The organism is Solwaraspora sp. WMMD1047, assembly GCF_029626155.1.
Classification (GTDB): Bacteria; Actinomycetota; Actinomycetes; order Mycobacteriales; family Micromonosporaceae; genus WMMD1047.
Map to the genome: position 1 here is coordinate 5,822,022 of NZ_JARUBL010000001.1, position 21,345 is coordinate 5,843,366.

At 74.0% G+C, this 21,345-nt stretch carries 19 protein-coding genes and 1 pseudogene; 3 read left to right on the forward strand and 17 right to left on the reverse strand.

Annotation, left to right across the window (positions count from 1 at the left end; all coding sequences use genetic code 11):
• Positions 1–9: 9 nt before the first annotated feature.
• From O7627_RS26530 to O7627_RS26590, 13 genes are all read right to left on the reverse strand, one after another.
• Positions 10–183, reverse strand: a complete 174-nt coding sequence (locus O7627_RS26530) for a YbdD/YjiX family protein (protein ID WP_278096190.1) — start codon at positions 181–183, stop codon at positions 10–12.
• Complete coding sequence (locus tag O7627_RS26535; RefSeq protein ID WP_278096191.1) at positions 180–2,393, reverse strand: carbon starvation CstA family protein; 2,214 nt, start codon at positions 2,391–2,393, stop codon at positions 180–182. Before O7627_RS26535 ends, O7627_RS26530 begins: the two co-directional genes overlap by 4 nt.
• 213 nt (positions 2,394–2,606) lie before the next feature.
• On the reverse strand, positions 2,607–3,290 hold the full coding sequence (locus O7627_RS26540) for a DNA alkylation repair protein (protein ID WP_278096192.1): 684 nt from the start codon (positions 3,288–3,290) through the stop codon (positions 2,607–2,609).
• A gap of 66 nt (positions 3,291–3,356) precedes the next feature.
• A complete protein-coding gene (locus O7627_RS26545; protein ID WP_278096193.1) occupies positions 3,357–3,944 on the reverse strand; it encodes a carboxymuconolactone decarboxylase family protein in 588 nt (195 codons plus the stop codon).
• Positions 3,945–4,110: 166 nt separating this feature from the next.
• The gene (locus tag O7627_RS26550) at positions 4,111–4,809 is read right to left on the reverse strand and encodes an ABC-2 transporter permease (protein WP_278096194.1); all 699 of its coding nucleotides are present in this window, start codon (positions 4,807–4,809) and stop codon (positions 4,111–4,113) included.
• 1 nt (position 4,810) lies between these two features.
• Positions 4,811–5,653 carry an ABC transporter ATP-binding protein gene (locus O7627_RS26555; protein WP_278096195.1) on the reverse strand — a complete coding sequence of 281 codons (843 nt, stop codon included), beginning with the start codon at positions 5,651–5,653 and terminating at the stop codon, positions 4,811–4,813.
• Positions 5,650–6,024 carry a GntR family transcriptional regulator gene (locus O7627_RS26560; RefSeq protein WP_278096196.1) on the reverse strand — a complete coding sequence of 125 codons (375 nt, stop codon included), beginning with the start codon at positions 6,022–6,024 and terminating at the stop codon, positions 5,650–5,652. Before O7627_RS26560 ends, O7627_RS26555 begins: the two co-directional genes overlap by 4 nt.
• A 303-nt stretch (positions 6,025–6,327) precedes the next feature.
• Entirely contained in the window at positions 6,328–6,597 is a 270-nt protein-coding gene (locus O7627_RS26565) for a glutaredoxin domain-containing protein (protein ID WP_278096197.1), read from the reverse strand.
• The gene (locus tag O7627_RS26570) at positions 6,587–7,216 is read right to left on the reverse strand and encodes a class I SAM-dependent methyltransferase (protein ID WP_278096198.1); all 630 of its coding nucleotides are present in this window, start codon (positions 7,214–7,216) and stop codon (positions 6,587–6,589) included. Before O7627_RS26570 ends, O7627_RS26565 begins: the two co-directional genes overlap by 11 nt.
• A 176-nt stretch (positions 7,217–7,392) precedes the next feature.
• Positions 7,393–9,318: an Rv2231c family pyridoxal phosphate-dependent protein CobC gene (cobC, locus tag O7627_RS26575; RefSeq protein ID WP_278096199.1), complete on the reverse strand. Its 1,926-nt coding sequence runs from the start codon at positions 9,316–9,318 to the stop codon at positions 7,393–7,395.
• A 10-nt stretch (positions 9,319–9,328) separates the two neighbouring features.
• Positions 9,329–10,906, reverse strand: coding sequence for a cobyrinate a,c-diamide synthase (locus tag O7627_RS26580; protein WP_278096200.1), 1,578 nt, complete (start codon positions 10,904–10,906; stop codon positions 9,329–9,331).
• Positions 10,903–11,517 (reverse strand): cob(I)yrinic acid a,c-diamide adenosyltransferase, encoded by a 615-nt coding sequence (gene cobO, locus O7627_RS26585; RefSeq protein ID WP_278096201.1) that lies wholly within the window; start codon positions 11,515–11,517, stop codon positions 10,903–10,905. The genes O7627_RS26580 and cobO overlap by 4 nt, the downstream gene beginning before the upstream one ends.
• Positions 11,517–13,832 carry a magnesium chelatase subunit D family protein gene (locus tag O7627_RS26590; RefSeq protein ID WP_278096202.1) on the reverse strand — a complete coding sequence of 772 codons (2,316 nt, stop codon included), beginning with the start codon at positions 13,830–13,832 and terminating at the stop codon, positions 11,517–11,519. Before O7627_RS26590 ends, cobO begins: the two co-directional genes overlap by 1 nt.
• A gap of 267 nt (positions 13,833–14,099) precedes the next feature.
• On the opposite strand from O7627_RS26590, the gene cbiE reads away from it, so the two are divergent.
• The 3 genes from cbiE to cobF are packed head-to-tail and all read left to right on the forward strand — an operon-like array spanning position 14,100 to position 16,938.
• Complete coding sequence (gene cbiE / locus O7627_RS26595; protein WP_278096203.1) at positions 14,100–15,398, forward strand: precorrin-6y C5,15-methyltransferase (decarboxylating) subunit CbiE; 1,299 nt, start codon at positions 14,100–14,102, stop codon at positions 15,396–15,398.
• Entirely contained in the window at positions 15,395–16,168 is a 774-nt protein-coding gene (gene cobM, locus O7627_RS26600) for a precorrin-4 C(11)-methyltransferase (RefSeq protein ID WP_278096204.1), read from the forward strand. Before cbiE ends, cobM begins: the two co-directional genes overlap by 4 nt.
• An 8-nt stretch (positions 16,169–16,176) precedes the next feature.
• Positions 16,177–16,938: a precorrin-6A synthase (deacetylating) gene (gene cobF / locus O7627_RS26605; RefSeq protein ID WP_278096205.1), complete on the forward strand. Its 762-nt coding sequence runs from the start codon at positions 16,177–16,179 to the stop codon at positions 16,936–16,938.
• Here cobF and O7627_RS26610 read toward each other — a convergent pair.
• From O7627_RS26610 to O7627_RS26625, 4 genes and pseudogenes are all read right to left on the reverse strand, one after another.
• The gene (locus O7627_RS26610; RefSeq protein WP_278096206.1) at positions 16,932–17,774 is read right to left on the reverse strand and encodes a L,D-transpeptidase family protein; all 843 of its coding nucleotides are present in this window, start codon (positions 17,772–17,774) and stop codon (positions 16,932–16,934) included. The two genes, cobF and O7627_RS26610, sit on opposite strands and share 7 nt — an antisense overlap.
• 107 nt (positions 17,775–17,881) lie before the next feature.
• On the reverse strand, positions 17,882–19,588 hold the full coding sequence (locus O7627_RS26615) for an integrin alpha (protein WP_278096207.1): 1,707 nt from the start codon (positions 19,586–19,588) through the stop codon (positions 17,882–17,884).
• A gap of 131 nt (positions 19,589–19,719) precedes the next feature.
• The gene (locus tag O7627_RS26620; protein ID WP_278098444.1) at positions 19,720–20,343 is read right to left on the reverse strand and encodes a class I SAM-dependent methyltransferase; all 624 of its coding nucleotides are present in this window, start codon (positions 20,341–20,343) and stop codon (positions 19,720–19,722) included.
• Between the two features lie 27 nt (positions 20,344–20,370).
• Positions 20,371–21,300 (reverse strand): annotated as a pseudogene (locus O7627_RS26625) (NAD(P)/FAD-dependent oxidoreductase); the annotation flags it as partial.
• Positions 21,301–21,345: the final 45 nt, after the last annotated feature.

Genomic DNA, 21,345 nt, shown 5'->3' on the forward strand with positions numbered 1-21,345 from the left:
CGCGCCGGGTCAGCAACAGCGGACCGTCGGGCGGTGACGCAGCGCCTCGAACTCGCGCCGGCTCAGCACCGGTTGACCTGGGTGGGTACGCCGCCGGTGGTCGAGGTAGTTGTCGTACGCTGATTCGCCGCTCAGCTCCCGGGCGTACCAGCGGAGGTGACGCAGCACGGACCGCAACCTCATCGCGGACCGCTCCCGTCGGGGGGTCCGGAGCCGGCGGCGGCCAGCTCGCGGCGCTCCTCGGCGGTCGGGATCAGTCCGGCCGGCGCGACGATCCGGGACTCGACGAACGGGGCCTCGCTGGTGGGCAGCGGCTCCCGCGACCGCAGGGCGCGGACGCACGTCCGCGCGCCGTCGGCGATCACGATGATGATCAGGATCGCGAAGAGGGCGGCCAGCAGCCCGTTGACGGTCGAGTTGACCACCACCTCCCGCATCTGGCCGAGGTCGCGCGCCGGGGCCAGCACCTCGCCCCGGTCCAGCGCCTCGGCGAACCGCTCCCGCTGGGCGAAGAAGCCGAGCTTCGGGTCATCGGAGAAGATCTTCTGCCAGCTCGCGGTGAGCGTCACCGCGGCGTCCCAGGCCAGCGGTACGCCGGTGACCCAGGCCCATTTCAGTTTGCCGCTCTTGACCAGGATCACGGTGGCGACGGTGAGCGCCACCGCCGCCAGCAGCTGGTTGGCGATGCCGAACAGTGGGAAGAGCTGGTTGATGCCGCCGAGCGGGTTGGTGACGCCGGCGTAGAGGAAGTAACCCCAGGCGCCGACGACGATCGCGCTGGTGGCCCAGATGCTCGGCGGCCAGCTGACCCGGCCGATCGGCTTCCAGACGTTGCCGAGGGTGTCCTGCAGCATGAACCGGCCGACCCGGGTGCCGGCGTCCACGGTGGTCAGGATGAAGAGCGCCTCGAACATGATCGCGAAGTGGTACCAGAAGGCGCGTAACGCGTCCCCGCCGGCGACGGCGGAGAAGATCTCCGAGATGCCGACGGCCAGGGTGGGCGCGCCACCGGTCCGGGCCACCAGGGTCTCCTCCTCCACCGCTGCGGAGGCGGCGGCCAGGTCGGCGGGGGTGATGGTGAAGCCGAGGTTGGTGACGGCGGTGGCGGCCGACTCGAAGGTGTTGCCGACCACGCCGGCCGGCGCGTTCATCGCGTAGTAGAGGCCGGGATCGAGCAGCGACGCGGCGATGATGGCCATCACCGCGACGAACGACTCCATCAGCATGCCGCCGTAGCCGATGAGCCGGACCTGCGACTCCTTCTGGATCATCTTCGGGGTGGTGCCGGACGAGATCAGCGCGTGGAACCCGGAGAGGGCGCCGCAGGCGATCGTGATGAAGACGAACGGGAAGAGGCTGCCGGCGAAGACCGGTCCGTCGCCGGAGAGGGCGAACTTGCTGACCGCGTCGTTCTGCAGGGTCGGCATGGTGACCAGGACACCGACGGCGAGCAGTCCGATGGTGCCGATCTTCATGAAGGTGGAGAGGTAGTCGCGGGGCGCCAGCAGCATCCAGACCGGCAGCACGGAGGCGAAGAAGCCGTAGACCGCGAGGCAGATGACGAGCGTACGGGGGTCGAGCGTGAACGCCTCCGCCAGGCTGGAGTCCTGCACCCAGCCGCCGGCCACGATCGCCAGCAGTAGCAGCGAGACGCCGATGAGGGTGGTCTCGATGACCCGGCCGGGGCGCAGAATTCGCAGATAGAAGCCCATGAAGAGGGCGATCGGGATCGTCATCGCGATGGAGAAGGTGCCCCACGGCGAGTCGGCGAGCGCGTTCACCACCACCAGTGCCAGCACACCGAGCAGGATGATCATGATGGTGAAGACGGCGATCAGCGCGGCGACGCCGCCGATCGGGCCGATCTCATCCCGGGCCATCTGGCCGAGGCTCTTGCCGTCGCGGCGCATCGAGAAGAAGAGCACCACCATGTCCTGCACGGCGCCCGCGAAGATCACCCCGAGGATGATCCACATTGTTCCCGGCAGGTAGCCCATCTGCGCCGCGAGCACCGGACCGACGAGCGGTCCGGCCCCGGCGATGGCGGCGAAGTGATGGCCGAGCAGCACCCGCCGGTCGGTGGCGTGGTAGTCGATCCCGTTCTCCAGGCGCTCGGCCGGGGTGGCCCGCCGGTCGTTCACCCCGAGCACCCGGCCCGCGATGAACCGGGCGTAGAAGCGATAGGCGATCGCGTACGAGCAGAGCGCCGCGACCAGCAGCCAGACCGCGTTGATCTCCTCGCCGCGGGAGAGCGCGAGCACGCCCCACCCGATGGCTCCGGCGACCGCGACGGCCGTCCAGACGGCTATCTTCTTGAGGTCCGGGCTTTTTCTGAGATCGGGGCTCTGGTCGCGGTCGGAACTTTCCGGGGCCGTTTCCGCATCTGCGCTCATTGATGCCCTCCGGGGTGCGCGAGCGCCCCGGCCTGGTCACCGTGGGAGGCGGCAACCTCGTGACGCTCCGCTTGAGATCGTCATCGTTGAATGCCTTCGCCGCAACTCGAAATGCCCGAACGATCGGCAAGCGGTCGATCCGGCCGCCTGGCGGCCGGTCCACGGCCAGGTCGCCCGTCGCGTCGCCGGCCGGGCCGCCGCCCCTCCACCCGGTCAGGAGGCCGTGACGGTCTCCCGCTGCCGACGCACCATCTCGGCGATCCAGGTGGGCGCGAACGGCGAGGTGCACCCCGGGGCGGTCGGATAGTCCTTGAGCACCTCCAGCCGCTCACCGATGTCGACCGCCCGGGCGCGGTACCCGGCGTGCTCGATGCCGATCTGCGCCAGGCAGTGGTTCATCGCCCACTGCAGCCGGCCCGGAGCGTCGGCCATCCGGGCCTCGATCACGTCGAGCAGCCCCGCCAGGTCGAGCCCGTCCGGCCGGCGCGCCACCCGCTCGGTGGTCAGCGCCCAACCGGCGCTCGCCACCACCGGATCCGGATCGGCCAACCAGGCCAGCCGCAGCTCCTCGGCGTGCGGGCTCTTCTTCACCACATAGTTCACCAGCCAGTCGTGCACCTTCGGGGCGCGCGCCTCGCGCAGCATGGCGTCCAGCTCGGTTCGCTCGAACGCCTTCGGCCGGCAGATCAGGAGCGCCAGCAGGCGCGCCGCGGTGTCGTCGGTCCGCCAGAGCTGGCGGGCGAGGTCCTGCTGCGTCTTCAGCCGTTTCGCGACCGCGCGCAGCTTGCCGAGGTTCACCCCGTGATCGTCACCGTGCTTCTCGTTCGCCGCGCGGACCTTCGGGTCCGCCAGCGCGGCCAGCTCGGCCAGCACCTCGGTCACGGTCGTCTCGGCCACCTCAGCTCCTGTCCCTCGCGTCCGGGACAGCCTACGACGTCGGTGGCGTACGACGTCGGCGGCGACCTACGACGTCGCTGGCGGTCCGCTCACCGGCCGGACCTCGACCGCCGCGGACTGGTAGCCGACGGCCAGGATCTGCCGGGCGGTCTCGGTGTAGACGTCCGGACCCTCGGGCGCGAAGGTGCCGAGCCCGTCGACGTAGCGGTTGAACATGCAGAACGCGGCGGCGATCAGCACGGTGTCGTGGATCTCCACATCGGTGGCGCCCTCCGCGCGGGCGGCGTCGACCAGCTCGGTGGTGACATTGCGGCCACTGACCTGGACCGCACCGGCGATGCGCAGCAGCGCCCGCAGCTTCGCCGAGATCGGCGCGGTGTCGAGGTCCGCGCGCACCTGCTCGACGAGGGCCGCACCGGCGTCGAGCTGCGCCGCCGCGAATGCCGAGTGCGACGCGGCGCAGAAGTCGCAGTCGTTGCGCTCGGAGACGTACGCGGCGATCAGTTCCCGCTCCCCGGCCGGCAGCGAGTTGGGTGCCCGCAGCAGCACCTCGGCCAGCTCGTTGAGCGGCTTCGCCGTCTCCGGGCGGTACCGCATCGGCCCGATGATGCCGGGAAACTGCTTCTCGTCCACCCCAAGATCGATATACGCCATGGTCGCGATGCCCTTCCGCGGTGGGAGGTGACCCGGTGGTCCGTCGACTGGGGACGGCCCGCCGGGCGGCGTTGCGACGCCGCGAACCAACGATCTCATCCGATCTGCCGGTGGCGCTTCTTCGTACGTGCTCGGTCCCGGCGGCCCGCGGTCGTCCGGTCCACGCTCAAAGGTCACGCCGGGCGTACAGGCGCGCGGAGAGCCTGATGGAGGCGGCTGCGAGGATGCCGAGGACCCCGACCGAGGCGAGCGCGAGCCAGCCGAGGTTCGCGTCGCCGAGCCAGGACAGCAGCACGGTGCGGATGTCCGGGGTCACCCACCCGATGGCGAGGATGCCCAGGATGATCGAGGGAGGAACGGCCGTGAGGACTCGGATGGGACCGGGGCCGGTGGCGAAGAAGACAGGTAGTTGGGCGGCGAGGAGGACGCCGAGGATGGCGATGCTGCCGGCCGCGAGGGCGGCGGCGACGCCGAGGTCGAACGCGGAGCCGAAGGCGAGTGCGGCGAGCGCAGTCAGAAGGACACTGAGGACGGTCAGGGCGAACAGCAGGAGCAGACAGGTCGCATAGCGGCCGACGACGACCCGGCGGCGCGGGATGCAGAGCGCGGTGTAGAGGGTGTCGAGGCGGCCGAGCGCGTCGTAGCTGAACAAGCTCTGCGGGGCACTCATCACCGCGAGGGCGGAGACGAAGGGGATCAGCAGGTACCCGCCGCCACCGCCGGAATCCAGGCTCAGCGCGGGCAGGAGCACGCCGCTGATGAGCAGCACCGGTACGACGACAAGGCCGAACGGAATGATCATGTACCCCGCGTTTGGCCGCAGGGTTCTCAGGTCCAGGCTGACGAATCGGGCGATGGCCTGCATGTCAGTGCTCCTCGTCGGTGTGCCGCTCGTGGTGGACGACGAGCTGCTCGATCGTCGGGGTCTCGAACTGGACGTCCGGGCCGAATGCGGCAGAGTCGGCGGTGCGGACGATGCCGTCGAAGCTGACCTGGCCACGGCGTAGGCCCCGGATCAGCGGGGCGTTCTCCGTGGTCAGGTCCGCCAGCGTCCCCCTGACGTGGGCGAACTCCTCGACCAGCTCCTCCAGGGCGCCGGAGTAGACGATCCGGCCGCCGTCGACGAACACCAGATAGTCGGCGAAGTGTTCCAGGTCGCTCGTGATGTGGGTGGAGAAGAGCAGCGACGCCTCCTCCCTGCGCATGTGCTGGCGCAGCAGGTCGACCAGGTCGGCGCGCGCGGCCGGGTCGAGGCCGCTGGTGGGCTCGTCCAGGATCAGCAGCGCGGGGTGGTTACCCATCGCCAGCGCGATCATCAGCTTGTTCCCCTCGCCGCGGGACAGCTCCTTCACGCGCTTCTCGGCGCGGAGCCCGAACTGGCGGCAGAGCCGGTCGAACCAGTCCTGGTCCCACCCGGGCCGGGACGCGGCGTAGACCGCCGCGGCGTCGCGGATGCGCCAGTACGGGAGCACGAACGGCTGGTCGAACGCGACCCCGATCTCGTCCATCGGCGGCACCGCGATCGTTCCCGCGTCCGCGCGGACGAGACCGAGCAGCGTACGCAGCGTGGTCGTCTTGCCCGACCCGTTGGCCCCGACCATCCCGGTCACGAACCCGCGCGGTATCCGGAGGTCCAGCGGGCCGAGCGTGAAGTCCCCCCGGCGCTTGACGAGCCCGACGGCTTCCAGCACGTGCTCTGTCGTGTTCATCGTTCCCACTCCTGTGCGAGCATGGCGGTCAGCTCCTCCAGCGAGACCAGCCCGGTGTGCCTGGTGTGCGTGACGATCTGCCGCAGCCCCGCGCGCGCCCGCTCCAACGAACTGCGGCGGGCAGCTGCCGGATCGATCTCCGCGACGAACGAGCCCTTGCCGGGCACGTTGACGATCAGCCCTTCGACGGCCAGGTCGTTGTAGGCCCGGGTCGTCGTGATCAGGCTGACCCGCAGCTCCGCGGCGAGCGCCCGCAACGATGGCAGCGCCGCCCCGGCCGCGAGCTCGCCGGCCATGATCTGCTGCCGGACCTGCTCCACGATCTGCTGGTACAGCGGCACTCCGGACACCTGCGAGACGACGACACGCATTCATGGACCCCCAGCGCACATACTGTCTATGCGCAGTATAGACAGAGGGGCCGACCGCAGCTACCCACAGATCACCCACGCCGCACCAGCGGCCGGGTCGTTAGCATTCCCCCAGATCGGCTGATACCTGCTCGTCGAGCCGGACCTGACGGAGTACGAGTCGATCGTGCTGCGGCTGTTCCGGCTGGACGGCGAGCACTACGTCCCACACGCGGTCGTCCGGGGGGACGAGACGCTCGCCTCCGACTGCCGTTCCCGATCCGGATCCCGCTGCGCGAGCTGCTCGACTTCTGACCCTCGCCGCTAGCGGCCGGATCCGGGTCTGGCTAGTCGTTCCACCGCGTCAGCGGACGGGTTGACCAGCCACTGCCCGGCGACGTGCACCGTCGGCACGGTCTCGTTTCCGTCGGCGACCGCCCGGACCGCCGCTGCCGCCTGCGGGTCCTGCCAGATGTCGACCTCGACGAACGGTACGCCCCGGCGGCGCAGCCTCCGGCGCAGGAGAAAGGAGTACGGGCAGCCGGGTCTGGTGTAGACGGTCACCGCCGGCGACTGCTCGGCCTCAGCGCTCATCGCCCGCCTCCCGCATCGGTTTGTGGGCTCGGCCCAGGACGTGTGGCGCGGCCGGGCTGCTCGGCCCCTCGGCCGGGAACCGGAACCGGTGCAGGTCCCCGATCACGAAGCCGGCCGTGCTGATCGCCGCCACGGTGTCACGACAAGTGTGACAGCCGGCGAACAGCCTCGGCCACAGCGTCGCGTCCACGAACCGCTGCATTCGTCGCAGCCCACCCGGCCGTTCGGCGGCGACATGTTCGTAGAAGCGGAGTTGACCGCCGGGTCGCAGCACCCGACGGATCTCGGCCAGCGCGGCCGACTGGTCCGGCACGGTGCACAACACCAGTGCGACAACCGCCGCGTCGAACTCGCCGTCCACACCGGGCAGGGCCTCCGCCAGTCCGTCCAGCACGGTGACCGGAACGGGGGCGGTGCGCCCGGCGGTGCCGGCACTGGCCCGCAGGCGGGGTTCGGGTTCGACCGCGACGACCTCGGTCACCTCGGGTGGGTAGTGGGCGAACATCCGGCCGTTGCCGGCCCCGACCTCGATCACCCGCCCGGAGAGTCCGGCAACGAGATCCCGCCGGTGCTCGGCGGCGCCAGCGCGGTCCATGGCGACGCTGACTTTCTCATACACCCGAGCGAACACCGGATGCCCTGACGATGCCACCAAGACCTCCCGTTGTCCTGACTAGGAAGAGTATCCGGACCGGGTCGTCCTAAGCTGGGACATCGACCCGCGCTGGCAGGTCGAGACCGACCCGTCAGCGACGGCGTCGCCAACGACGGTGGCTGGCCGCTGTACCCGGCCCGCTACGAAGCACTCTTCACCGAGTAGGGCTGACCGGCCCGCTGACCGGCGAACGCCGCCACCGGGCCGATGACCGTGACGGCCGGCGCCCGCAGCCCGCCCTCGGCGGCCACCTCGGCGATCCGCGCCAACGGCCCGGTCAGCACCCGCTGCCGAGGGGTGCCGCCATGCTCCACACTGGCCGCCGGGGTGTCCGGATCCATCCCGGCGGCCAGCAGTGCGCCCGCCACCTCGGGCAGGGTCCGCACCGCCATCAGCAACACGATCGTCATACCGGACCGGGCCAGCGCCGCCCAGTCGACGGTGCTGCCCGGATCGCCCGGCGGCAGATGCGCCGACACCACCGCGAAGCCCTGCGAGCGGCTGCGGTGGGTGACCGGAATCCCGGCCAGTGCCGGTACGGCCACCGCGCTGCTGACCCCGGGCACGACCTCCACCGGTACGCCGGCCGCCGCGCAGGCGATCGCCTCCTCCATCCCCCGCCCGAACACGTACGGGTCGCCACCCTTGAGCCGGACCACCCGCAGCCCGGCCGAGGCGTGCTCCACCAGCAGTTCGTTGATCCGGTCCTGGCTGGTCGCCGGCCCGCGCGGGACCTTCGACACGTCGATGATCCGCACCCGCGGAGCCAGCTCGGCGAGCAGCCCCGGCGGCACCAGCCGGTCGGTGACCACCACGTCCGCCGCCGCCAGCCGGTCCCGCCCGCGCACCGTGATCAGCCCTTCGTCGCCCGGCCCGGCCCCGACCAGGGTCACCGACCCACCGCCACCGGCGACACTGTCCCCGCCGGCCCCCGCCGGCCCCGGCTGGGCCTGGTCCGGCGCGACGCCAGCGGAACCGGCCGAACCAGCCGGGACAGTCCGGAGATCGGTCCCGCCGGCCGGCGGGACCGACCCGGTCAGGACCGCGCGCAGGGCGGCCAGGAAACCGGCCGTCACCTCGGGTTCGCGAACCGCCAGCCGGATCCACCGTGGGCCGAGACCGGGGAAGGTGTCACCGCGCCGGACGGCGTACCCGGCCCGGCGCAGATCCCGCCGCAGCCGGTCGCCGTCCAGCCCGGTGTCGACCAGCACGAACGGTCCGCGCGCCGGTTCCACCACCGACAGCCCCAGCTCCCGCAGACCCGCCACGAGTACGCCCCGATCGTGCTCGGCCCGCACCGCCAGCTCGCTCGCCTGGCCCAGCGCCGCCGGGGTCAGACAGGCGGTGATCGCGGTCAGCGCCAACGACGAGACCGACCAGGGCGGTTGCTGCTCGGCGATCCGGGCCACCAGCGACTCGTCGCCAACCAGGTAACCGGCCCGCAGCCCGGCCAGCCCCCAGGTCTTGGTCAGGCTCCGGACCACGACCAGCCCCGGCAGGTCGGCACCGGCCAGCGACTCCGGCTCCCCGGGTACGGCGTCCAGGAACGCCTCGTCCACCAGCAGGATCCGGCCGGGGCGGACCAGCTCCCGCAGCTCGGACGCCGGGTGCAGGACCGAGGTCGGATTGGTGGGGTTGCCGATGACCACCAGGTCGGCCTCCTCGGGCACCGTCGAGGCGGCGAACCGGAATCCCTCGTCGGCCCGCAACAACACCCGGTGCACCCGGTGCCCGGCGGTGGCCAGCGCCACCTCCGGCTCGGTGAACTGCGGGTGCACCACCACCGCGTGCCGCACGTCGATTCCGGGCCGCAGCGCGCGGGCCAGCAGCGTGAACGCCTCGGCCGCACCGGCGGTCGCCAGGACCTCGCTGACCCGGCGGTGGTGCCGGGCGGCGACGGCGGCCCGGGCCGCCGTCGCGTCCGGGTAGCCGGCCAGCTCGTCGAGGTGCTCGGCGAGGTGGCGGCGCAGCCACTCGGGCGGGCGGGGCAGTCGCACGTTGACGGCGAGGTCGACCAGGCCGGGGGCGAGGTCCCGGTCACCGTGATGCCGCAGTTCGCTGGTCACGGGCAGCACCCTAGGTCCCGGACCGGCCGGCGGACCCGGCGGTGGCGTCGGAGGTGGCGAACATCGCGACCGCGGCGGCGAACCGCCCGGCCAGTAACGGATGACCGGCCCAGTGCACGTGCAGATAGGAGGCGTGCACCGTCGGCACCGGACCGGGCCGGGCAACCGGACCGGATGCGGCGGCCGGACCGGATGCGGCGGCCGGACCGGATCCGGCCGCCGGACCGGGCGCGGCGCCGATCGTCGGGCCGGTCGCGAAGCCGTCGTCGGTGTGGGCCGGGGCGGCGGGGGCGGGGCGGCTGAGCCGCCAGGCGGGACGGCCGCCGGGGCGGGTCGACACCTCGGTGCGGTGGAACTCGTGCCCGGTCACCCGGGTACCGGCCGGGGCCAGCACGGTGTCGGTCGTCGCGACCGCGTCCCGGTAGCCGAGGGTCAGTCGGCCGGTCATCCGCGCGGATGCGTCGAGGACTCCGGCCATCGGCGTACCGTCGATGTCCTTGCAGAGATAGAGCAGCCCGGCGCACTCGGCGACGATCGGCAGGCCCCGGGCCGCCGCGCTGGCGACGGCGCCGCGCAGTGCGCCGTTCGCGGCCAGCTCGGCGGTGTGCAGCTGCGGGAACCCGCCGCCCAGATAGAGGCCCGCGCAGGCCGGCGGCAACCGCTCGGCGTGCAGCGGATCGACGGGAACGACCCGGAGCCCGGCCGCGGCGAGCAGTTCGTCGGTTTCGGCGTACCGGAAGGTGAAGGCCGGCCCGGACGCGACCGCGACCGTCGCGGGTTGATCGGCCGGGCCGAACGACGGGCCGCGGGATGGGCAGCCGGGCAGGCCGGCACCGGCAGCCGCGAGCTCACCGGCCGGGTCCCAGGGCGGGCCGGGCAGGTCCGGCGCGCGCCCCGCGACGGCCATGATCGCCGGCAGGTCCAGCGCCCCGGCGACCTGCTCGCCGAGGCGGCGGACGGTCCGGGTCGCCACCGGGCCGCGTTCGGCCGCCGGTACCAGGCCGAGATGCCGGCTGGGGGTGGCCAGGTCCGCGTTCCGGCGCAGCGCGCCAAGCACCGGTACGCCGGTCAGCCCGACCGCCGCACGGACCTCCGCCTCGTGGGTGGCCGAACCGACCTTGTTCAGGATCACCCCGGCCAGGATGCCCGGCGGGTCGAAGGTGGCGAACCCGTGGATGGTCGCGGCCACGCTGCGGGCCGCCCCGGACACGTCGACCACCAGCACCACCGGCGCACCCAGCAGCCGCGCGACGTGGGCGGTGGAGGCGAAACCCGCCCGGCCGAGTGCGCCGTCGTACAGCCCCATCACCCCCTCGATCACAGCGATGTCGGCCGGGGTGGGGGTGGCCGCGCCGTGCAGCAACAGCGGTACCAGCCGCTGTTCGCCCTGCAGGTGCGGGTCGAGATTGCGGCCCGGCCGACCGGTGGCCACCGCGTGGTATCCGGCGTCGATGTAGTCGGGGCCGACCTTGTGGCCGCTGACCGACAGGCCGCGCGCGGCCAGCGCGGCCATCAGCCCGGTGGCGATCGTGGTCTTGCCCTGGCCGGAGGCGGGCGCCGCGATCACGAGCCGGGGCAGCCGGGTCACCACTCGATCCCCCGCTGGCCCTTCTGCCCGGCGTCCATCGGGTGCTTGACCTTCGTCATCTCGACGACCAGGTCGGCGGCCTCCACCAGTCGCGGGTCGGCGTCCCGGCCGGTGATCACCACGTGCTGGTGGCCGGGGCGGTCGCGCAGCGTACGCACGACGTCGGAGACGTCGACCCAACCCCACTTCATCGGGTATGTGAACTCGTCGAGCACGTAGAGCCCGTGCCGACCCGCGGCGAGCCGCCGCTTGATCTCCAGCCAGCCGTCGAGAGCGTCGGCGGCGTGGTCGGCCTCCGAACCGGCCCGGCGGCTCCAGCTCCAGCCGGCGCCCATCTTGTGCCACTCGACCGGGCCGCCCTCGCCGGTCTGCTCGTGCAACCGGCCCAGGGCGAGCATCGCCGACTCCTCACCGACCCGCCACCGGGCCGACTTGACGAACTGGAAGACCGCGATCGACCAGCCCTGGTTCCAGCCCCGCAGGGCGAGTCCGAAGGCGGCCGTCGACTTGCCCTTCATCGGTCCGGTGTGGACGATCAGCAGCGGGCGGTTGCGCCGCTGCCGGGTGGTGAGCCCGTCATCCGGAACCCGCTCCGGCTGTCCCTGCGGCATCAGGCGGCCCGCCGTCCGGGCCGCGCCCCGCCGTCGCGTGCTCCGGAGCCGGTGCCGCGGGCTCCCGGCTGCCCGGCGGTGCGCTCCCGGACGACGGCGGTCAGGGCCGTCGCCGCGACCGCCGCCAGCGGCAGGTACTCGGCCCGCATCGCGGCGGCCAACTCGTCCGCCAGCCCCATCCGGATCCGACCGGACTCGCAGTCGACCACCACCGCCCGGAACCCGGCGGCGGCCAGCAGCGCTCCGGCCCGCATCGCCCGCCGGACCGGTTCGACGCCGGCGGTGGCCCGCCCGTCGGTCACCACCACCAGCAGCGGCCGGCGGCGCGGATCGCGGATCGCCTCGACCCGCAGCGCCTCGCCGGCCCGCAGCAGCCCCTCGGCGAGCGGGGTACGCCCACCGGTCGGCAGCGACGCCAGCCGGGCGGCGGCGGCCTCCACGCTCGACGTCGGGGGCAGTGCCAGCTCCGCCGACCCGCCGCGGAAAGTGACCAGGCCGACCTTGTCCCGGCGCTGGTACGCGTCCAGCAGCAGGGAGAGCACGGCGGCTTTCACCTCGCGGATCCGTTGCCGGGAACCCATCGAGCCGGAGGCGTCGACGCAGAACAGAATCAGGTTCCCCTCCCGCCCTTCCCGGATCGGCATCCGCAGGTCAGCCTGGCGGATCAGCAACCCGGGACCGGTCCGGCCCCGGGCCCGCTGGTGCGGCGCGGCCACCCGCAGGGTGGCGGGCAGGTGCGGCCGCCCGGCGCGGTCCCCGGTGGGCTGGCTGGCGCGGACGGTCCGGCCGACGGTGGTCTCGGCCCGGGACCGGCGGCCGGCGACGCCCAGTCCGGTGCCGGGCACGGTCAGCAGCCGGGTCCGGTACGGATCGGCGGCACCGACGCCTGCCGATTCGGCGTCCCGACCGGCTGGCCCGGACAGGTCCTCCCGGCCGCTCCCGCGATCGCCATCCGCCGGGCCGGCGGAACCGCTCGCACCACCCGCACCGCTCGCACCACCCGCACCGCCCCCGTCCGCACCGCTGCCGTTTCCGCCCGCACCGCCGCCGGTCCCGTACACCTCGCCCGCACCGCCGTCGGTCCCACCCGCGTCGTCGGTCCCGCCGGCGCCGGCCGTACCCGGACCGGATCGACCCGGCCCGCCGGGGCCACCCGGACCCGGCGGATCGGGTTCGTCGTCCGGGTCGGCGGCGGCCGGATCGACCGGCCGGTCCGTCGGGTCCAGATCGGCGCTCTCGTCGTCCAGTCCGGCGGCGGCGAGCGCCCGGTCGAGCTGGTCGGTGTCGAGGCCGGGCGGGTCGAACGGGTTGCGGCGCCGCCGATGCGGCAACGCGAGCCGGGCCGCCGCCCGGATGTCGGCCGCCGAGACGCTGATCCGGCCGCACCAGGCGGCATGGGCCATCGCCGCCCGGGCGGTGACCAGGTCGGCCCGCATGCCGTCGACCTCGAACGCCGCGCAGACCTCGGCGATCCGGTGCAGCGCCCGGTCACCGAGCACCACCGCCGGGAGCAGCTCGCGGGCGGTGGAGATCCGGTCGGCCAGCGCCGCGTCGGACGCCGCGTACCGGGCGCCGAAGGCCCCCGGGTCCGACTCGTACGCCAGCCGCCGGCGCACCACCTCGGCCCGGACGGCCGGGTCCCGGCTGGCCGCCACCTCGACGGTGAGGCCGAACCGGTCGAGCAGCTGCGGACGCAGCTCGCCCTCCTCCGGATTCATCGTGCCGACCAGCACGAACCGGGCCGGGTGGGAGACCGAGACGCCGTCCCGCTCGACCGTCGCCCGGCCCATCGCGGCGGCGTCGAGCAGCACGTCGACCAGGTGGTCGTGCAGCAGGTTGACCTCGTCGACGTAGAGCAGTCCGCGGTGCGCGGCGGCGAGCAGCCCCGGCTCGTACGCGGTGACGCCCTCGGCGAGCGCGCGTTCCAGGTGCAGCGAGCCGAGCACCCGGTCCTCGGTCGCGCCGACCGGCAGCTCCACCAGCCGCGCCGGCCGGACCTCGGCCCCGGGCAACCGACCGACCGGACCGCCGACCGGGCCATCGGGCCGACCTGCGGGCCGGCCGCCGGCCGGAGTCGGGTGCGGGCCGTCCGGGCAACCGGGATCGGGGGCGGCCGGAGCGCAGGAGAACCGGCAGCCGGCCAGCACCGGCACCGGCGGCAGCAACGCGGTCAGCGCCCGCACGATCGTCGACTTGGCGGTGCCCTTCTCGCCCCGGACCAGCACTCCGCCGATCGCCGGGGAGATCGCCGAGAGGGTGAGGGCCAGGGCCATGTCGGCCATCCCGACCACGGCGGTGAACGGGTAGGGCACCATCGGGCGAACCCCTTTACCTCGCACGGGTGTCCACGCCCGCGACCGGTCATGTCCACGCCGGGAGGAGGGCCCGGCGTGCGACAGCGACGCGAGTGTCTGGCTCCCGGGCCGCCTCGCGCCGGCCCGGTCACAGTGGCGGGACCGCCCCGGACTCGCCGCCCTCGCGGGCTGCTCACCGGCGTTCCTCACTGCGCTGTCGCGGTCGATGATCGCACAGGCGCGGCCGGAGTGGCAGAGTCCGGGCGCCGGTCGGCTACCGTTCCGCCGGTGAACTTCCTGACGACCGGGCCGCCGTCGACAACCGGGACGCCACCGACGACTGAGGTGCCGTCGACGGCCGGGGCGCCCGCGACGGTCGCCGTGGTGGGAATCGGTGCGGACGGCTGGTCGGGATTGACCCCCGCCGCCCGGGCGGCGATCGGCGCCGCCGGGGTGTTGTTCGGCGGCCGCCGCCAGCTCGCCATGGTTCCGGCCGAACTGCCGGTCGACCGGATCGCCTGGCCGTCGCCGATGCTGCCCGCGCTGCCGGACCTGCTCGCCACCCACGCCGACCGGCGGATCTGCGTGCTGGCCAGCGGAGATCCGATGTGGTTCGGCGTCGGCGCCCGGATCGCCGACCTGCTCGGGCCGGACCGGCTCACGGTGTATCCGCACCCGTCGTCGATCTCGCTGGCCTGCGCCCGGCTCGGCTGGGCGGTGGAACGCACCACAGTGGTCAGCGCCGTGGGTCGCCGTCTGGACCGGGTCCGCCGGGCCCTGCATCCGGGCCGGAACCTGCTGGTGCTCAGTGCGGACGCCGGCACGCCGGCCGCGCTCGCCGCGGTGTTCACCGAGGCCGGGTTCGGCGCCAGCGAGCTGACCGTGCTGGAGTCGGTCGGCGGCCCGGACGAGGGCCGGGTGACCGGCGTCGCCGCCGGCTGGGCGCACCCGCCCGGGGCCGCGCTCAACCTGGTCGGTGTGCGGGTGGCGGCCGCGCCGGAAACCCGGGTGCTCTCCACCGTGCCCGGCCTGCCCGACGACGCCTTCCAACACGACGGCGCGCTCACCAAACGGGAGGCCCGCGCGCTGGCCCTGTCCCGGCTGGCACCGCTCCCCGGCGAGCTGCTCTGGGACGTCGGTGCCGGGTCGGGCAGCGTCGCGGTCGAGTGGATGCGCACCGACCCGAGCTGCCGGGCGGTCGCCGTGGAGTCCCGACCGGACCGGGCGGACCGGATCGAGGCAAACGCGGGCGCGCTCGGCGTACCCGATCTGGTTGTCGTGCGCGGCGCGGCGCCGGCCGTGCTCGCGGACCTGCCGCGTCCGGACGCGGTGTTCGTCGGCGGCGGGGTCACGGTCAGCGGGCTGGTCGACGCGGCGTGGGCGGCGCTACCGGCCGGCGGCCGGCTGGTGGCGCACGCGGTCACCATCGAGGGTGAGCGGGTACTGACCGAGCAGGCGGCCCGGCGCGGGGGCGACCTGACCCGGCTCGGCGTCGAGCGGGCCGGTCCGCTCGGCGGCTTCACCGGCTGGCGGCCGGCCCGCCCGCTGGTGCAGTGGGCGGCGGTCAAGCGAGCGGCGCCGGCGTGACGGTCTACTTCATCGGCGCCGGGCCGGGGGCGCCAGACCTGATCACGGTACGCGGACAGCGGCTGATCGCCCGCGCGCCGGTCTGCCTCTACGCCGGCAGCCTGGTGCCGGCCGAGCTGCTGGCCGACTGCCCGCCGGGCGCGACCCTGATCGACACCGCCGAGCTGACCCTGGCCGAGATCGTGGCGGCGATGGTCGCCGCGCACGCCGCCGGGCAGGACGTGGCCCGGCTCTGTTCGGGCGACCCGGCGCTGTTCAGCGCGGTCGCCGAGCAGACCCGCCGGCTGGACGAGGCGGGCGTGCCGTACGAGATCGTGCCCGGGGTGCCGGCGTTCGCGGCCGCGGCGGCCGTGCTGCGCCGGGAGCTGACCGTGCCGGCGGTCGGGCAGACGGTGATCCTGACCCGCGCCCGGGCCCGGTCGACGCCGATGCCGCCCGGCGAGGAGCTGGCCACGCTGGGGCAGGGCGGCGCCACCCTGGTGCTGCACCTGGCGATCGGCCGGATCACCGAGCTGGTCGACGAACTCGTTCCCCGGTACGGGGCCGACTGCCCGGTCGCGGTGGTGGCGCACGCCAGCCGTCCGCAGGAGGTGGTGCTGCGCGGCACGCTCGCCGACATCGCCGACCAGGTGCGGCGGGCCGGCATCCGGCGGACCGCGGTGATCGTCGTCGGTCGGGTACTCACCGCCAGCGAGTTCCCGGACAGCTACCTCTACTCCGCCGACCGGGTCCGGCAGGCTCCGCAGGATCGGGCAGACTCGGCCCGGTGAGGCAAATCATGATCATCGGAATCGGGGCGGGCGACCCGGACCAGGTGACGGTGCAGGCGGTGCGGGCGCTCAACCGCGCCGACGTCTTCTTCGTGCTCACCAAGGGCGACGAGAAGCAGGACCTGGTCGACGTCCGGCGGGAGATCCTCCGCCGGCACGTCGCGCGGCCCGCGTACCGGATCGTCGAGGCCCGCGACCCGGACCGGGACCGGACCGCGGACCGCTACGCCGAGGCGGTGGCCGACTGGCGGCGCCGCCGCGCCGACGTCTACGAGCGGCTGATCCGCGACGAGCTACCGGCCGGCGGCTGCGGGGCATTCCTGGTCTGGGGCGATCCGGCGCTCTACGACAGCACCCTCGGCATCGTCGACGAGCTGCTCGCCCGGGGCACGGTCCCGTTCGAGTACACGGTGTTCCCGGGCGTCAGCAGTGTCTCGACGCTGGCCGCCGGGCACCGGATCGGGTTGAACCGGGTGGGCCGGCCGTTCCAGGTCACCACCGGCCGTCGGCTGGCCGCCGACGGCTGGCCACCCGGGGTCGACGACGTGGTGGTGATGCTGGACGCGCAGTGCGCCTTCGCCGGGTTCGCGGACCAGCGCACCCACATCTACTGGGGCGCGTACCTCGGCACGCCCGACGAGATCCTGATCTCCGGGCCGGTGGCCGAAGTCGCCGACCGGATCCGGGCCGCCCGGCGGGCGGCCCGCGACCGCAAGGGCTGGATCATGGACACCTACCTGCTGCGCCGCGGGGCCGGGGACGGTCAGTAGACCCAGATCCGGGTGCCGATGGGCAGCTTGTCGTTGGTCCAGAGCCAGTTCATCGCGGCGACTGTGAGCCGGGCGCAGCCGTGCGAGGCCGGGTACGGCGGGACGCTGTGCGCGCCGTGCACCGCGATCCCGCCGTTGAAGTACTTCGGCCGCCAGAGCATGCCGAGCGGGGCGTCCCGCCAGCCGTCGATGTCCCGGGAGACCGTGAACTTGCCGGGCGGGGTGACGGCACGGTAGGTGTTGCCGTCCTGCTCGTAGTTCTCGTTGTTGCCGGTCGAGGTGTTGAAGATCTGGCTGATCCGCCCGTCGTCGACGAGCATCAGCACCTGCCGTTTGAGGTCGATCTCCACGACGTACCCGCTGCGGCTCTTCGCCTTGGGGCGTGCCCCCTGGTCCAGGGCCTTTTCGGTGTTCGGGCCGACAATCCCGTCGCGACCGATGCCGGCGCTCTTCTGCAGCGCGTACACGGCCTGCTGGGTGAGGGAGCCGAAGCTGCCGTCGGCGCCGCCGTTCCAGTAGCCGAGCTCGGTGAGGCGCTCCTGCAGCGCCGTCACCTCGGGTCCGGTGGCGCCGAGCCGCAACCGCTGCGGGGTCGGGGACGGGGTCGGCGCGGCCGGACTCGACGGCGCCGGCCGGGTCGGCGGGGCGGTGGTGGGACCGGTCGACTCATCGGCCCCTGGCCCGGCCGGGGTCGGCTCGGCGGCGGATGGTTCGGAGGTCGCGGGGGCCGAGGTGGCCGTGCCCGGACCCGCCTGGTCCGAGGCGTCGCCACCGCAGCCGGTGACGAGCGTGCCCGCCACCAGCAGCGCCACCGTGCCGGCCAGAGCTCTCCGCACCACAACTCCCTCCCTACCCCAGGTCTCCCTTCCTACCCAGGTGTCACACCCGAGAACTTCTCAGGGCGGCCGGCCCGGCGTCAAGGACGGGACCGGTGCCGCACCGCTCAGCCGGCCAGCAGGCCCGGGCCGATCCGGCTGATCCGCCCGCCCGCGACCGGCAGATCGGCCGGGCGGTAGAGCGTGACCGCCGCCAGCCGGACCAGTGCCGGCCGCGCCGGTTCGCCCCGCCGGGGCGGATCGCGATCCAACCGCAGCTCGGTGAGCAGACCGATCGAGGTACCCGACGGCGCCTCGGACAGGTCCTCGTGGGCCGAGCCGACGAAGATCTCCAGCGGGCCGACCCCGTCCAGGTCGAGCAACGCGGCCGACGCGCCGAGGTAGTCGTTCTCCTCGGCGCGGTCGAGGTGGTGCGGGTTCGGCTTGCGGCCACCCGCCGGCGCGGCGCCCTGGCGGTACGCGTACGAACCGGCGCCGGTGGGGCCGTTGGCAGTGCCCGGCAGCAGGTAGACCGCACCCGCGTCCGGCACCGATCCGACGCTCATCGTGTTCGCACCGACCAGCAGATCCGGGACGCCGTCACCGGTCGCGTCCCCGGTGGCCAGCGAGAAGCCGAAACCGCCGCCGGTGGAGTCCTGGTCCGATTCACCGGGCACGCCCGGGGTGTCCTGGTTGATCCGCCGGTGCCCGGCCGCGCTGAGGCCGGCCGCCGCGCCGGGCAGGTAGACGATCTCGCCACTGCCGTACCGGGGCAGTCCCAGCACCAGATCCGACCGGCCGTCCAGGTTCAGGTCGGCCATCGCCAGCACGTCGACCGGCAGGCTGCCGGTCAACTCGAACTGCCCCTCCACCTTGCTGGCCCGGGTCGGGTCCGGCCCGCCGGCCGAGCCCGGGAAGAGGGTGACCATGCCGTGTACGTCGCTTTCCCGGGCGCCCCGCCGGAAGCCGCCCACCGCCAGATCGCCGTAGCCGTCCCCGGTGAAGTCGCCGATCGCCAGCGACCCACCGAAGTACTCCTCGACCAGGCCGGACCAGCCGGCGAGCACCTGGCGTACCACGATCTCGCCGGTCCGGGTGAGCCCGTCGGCGCCGCCGCGCAGCACGGTGACCGAGCCCCGGAACGGCGGGTGCCCCGCGACGTTCGCGCTGCCGTCGCTGACCGCCAGGTCGTCCCGGCCGTCGCCGTCGACGTCCCCGGCGGCCAGCGCGCCGACGGTCAGGCCGGTCAGCAGCCGGACCCCGGCCCGGTCGAGGCCGGCCGGACCGCCCTCGTAGACGAAGAGACCGTGCTCGAAGACCGTCGACGAGACGGTCCGGACGGCGGCCACGGCCAGGTCGCCGATCCCGTCGCCGTCGAAGTCGCCGCTGGTGAACTCCAACTGGAAGCGCCAGTCCGGGTACGACCCGGTGGGCGCGGTCAGGGTCTGGGCCGCCGACCGGCTGGAGTAGCGCACGTGCAGGGCCCGGCCGAGCTGTTCCACCGTGGTGCCGACCACCAGTTCGTCCCGGCCGTCCCCGTCGAGGTCGAACCGGGCCGGCGCCCGCTCGGCTGCCGCCGGCTGGCCGGCCTGCGCGGCGGCCGGTCCACGGACCGCTGGCGGCCGGCCGGCCGGCTCCTGGGTGGCGGTGGCAGGTCGGCCGGGCCGCGCGTCGGGTGCCGGGCCGGCGGCCGACGGTCCGCTCTCGCCAGCGGCCGTCCGGGTTGGATCGGGCAGCGGTGGCGGCGCGGTGGCGGCACTCGCCGAGCTGGCGAGGATGCCCAGCAGGGCGGCCGCTCCGGCGGCGGTCAGGCGGATACCCCGGGCCAGCTTCACGTGACGTCCTCAGGTCAGGCAGATCCGGCGCGGGCGGATGCCCCGCAGACCTGCGCAGGTGTGAACCCGTCCCGACGGGTCGGGAAGGACGAGGCTAGCCGACCCGTGGCCGGCGGGTTGCCCCGCCGGCGTCAGCTCCTGCGTACCGCCCGCAGCACCGCGTCGCGGATGGTGACCTGTTGACCCTCGGGGTCGGTGACCTGCCGCTGCGGCGCCGCCGCGACCACGACCTCCCACTCGTCCGGGTCCAGAGTGGCCGCCACCTGTTCGGCCGTGAACATCAGCTCCGGCAGCCTGGGCCGCCGCAGCGAGGTCTCCAGGTCCGACGGGTGGTGGCCGACGATCAGCAGGGTTCCGCCGGGCCGCACCGCGGCGGCCAGCCGGCGGTGCAGGTCGGTCAGCCCGGGCGGCGGCAGGTGCACGAACTGCGCCGACACCAGGTCGTACCGCTGGCGACCCGGGTCCCAGCTCAGCACGTCCGCCGGCTGCCAGGTGATCCGCTGGGCGACCGCCTCCCCGGCCTCGGCCGCGTGCCGGGCGGCCCGCTCCAGCGCGACCGGTGACACGTCGACGGCGGTCACCTGCCAGCCCTGAGCGGCCAACCAGATCGCGTCGCCCCCCTCCCCGCTGCCGACGTCCAGCGCCGCCGCCGGGGTGAGCCCGGTGGCGGTGCTGACCAGGTGCGGATTCGGGTTGCCGCTCCAGATCCGGTCCGACGAGGCGTACCGCTCGTCCCAGAACTCCCGGGTGAGCATCTGCCCGATCTGCTGCCGCCGCTCGGTGACCGCGCGATCGGTCTCCTCGGTGATCAGGTCCGCGTTGATCGCGGCGGCCGCGGCCACCCCACCGGCGGCCGCCATCACCACCTGGGCCATCAGGTCGGTGACGTTGCCCGCCACCCAGACGCCCGGCACCTCGGTGCGGCCGGTCGGGTCGGCGGCCGCGAAGTGCTCGCCGACGCCGCGTTCGTGCGGGGTGGGGCGCAGTCCGAGATCGTGCAGGACGGGCGAGGAGGCAACCATCCGGGACGTCACGGTGACCGCCTGCCGGGCCACGATCCGCCCGTCGGCCAGCCGCACCCCGGTCAGCCGGTCGTCGGTCACCTCCAGGGACTCGACCGGCCCGGTGACGACCCGGATGTCGCGGGCCGCGAGTTGCTCGGTCTGCTCCGGCGTCAGCGCCGGCGCGGTGTTTGTGAACAGCACCACGTCCGGCGACCACTGCCGGAACAGCAGCGCCTGGTGGACCGCCCACGCCCCGGTGCCGAGTACGCCGATCGCCTGGTCGCGGACCTCCCAGCCGTGGCAGTAGGGGCAGTGCAGCACGTCGCGACCCCACCGCTGCCGCAGGCCGGGGAGGTCGGGCAGCTCGTCGACGAGCCCGCTGGTGACCAGCAGCCGCCGGCCGGTGACCCGGGCGCCGTCGGCGAGGGTCACCTCGAACCCGGCCTGGTCGCGCCGGGCCGCCACCGCCTCGCCGACCCGGATGACCCCGCCGTAGTGCTCGACCTCCTTGCGGCCGGTCTGGACCAGCTCAGCGGGGCTGATGCCATCCCGGGTCAAGAATCCGTGCACCCCTTCGGCCGGGGTGTTACGCGGTGAACCCGCGTCGATCACCAGCACCGACCGGCGGGCCCGGCCGAGCACCACCGCCGCGCTGAGGCCGGCGGCCCCGCCGCCCACCACCACGACATCGAACTGTTCCTGGGTCATCTGCGACCACCTCCGCGACCACCATCCGCCGGTCGACGTCCGGCG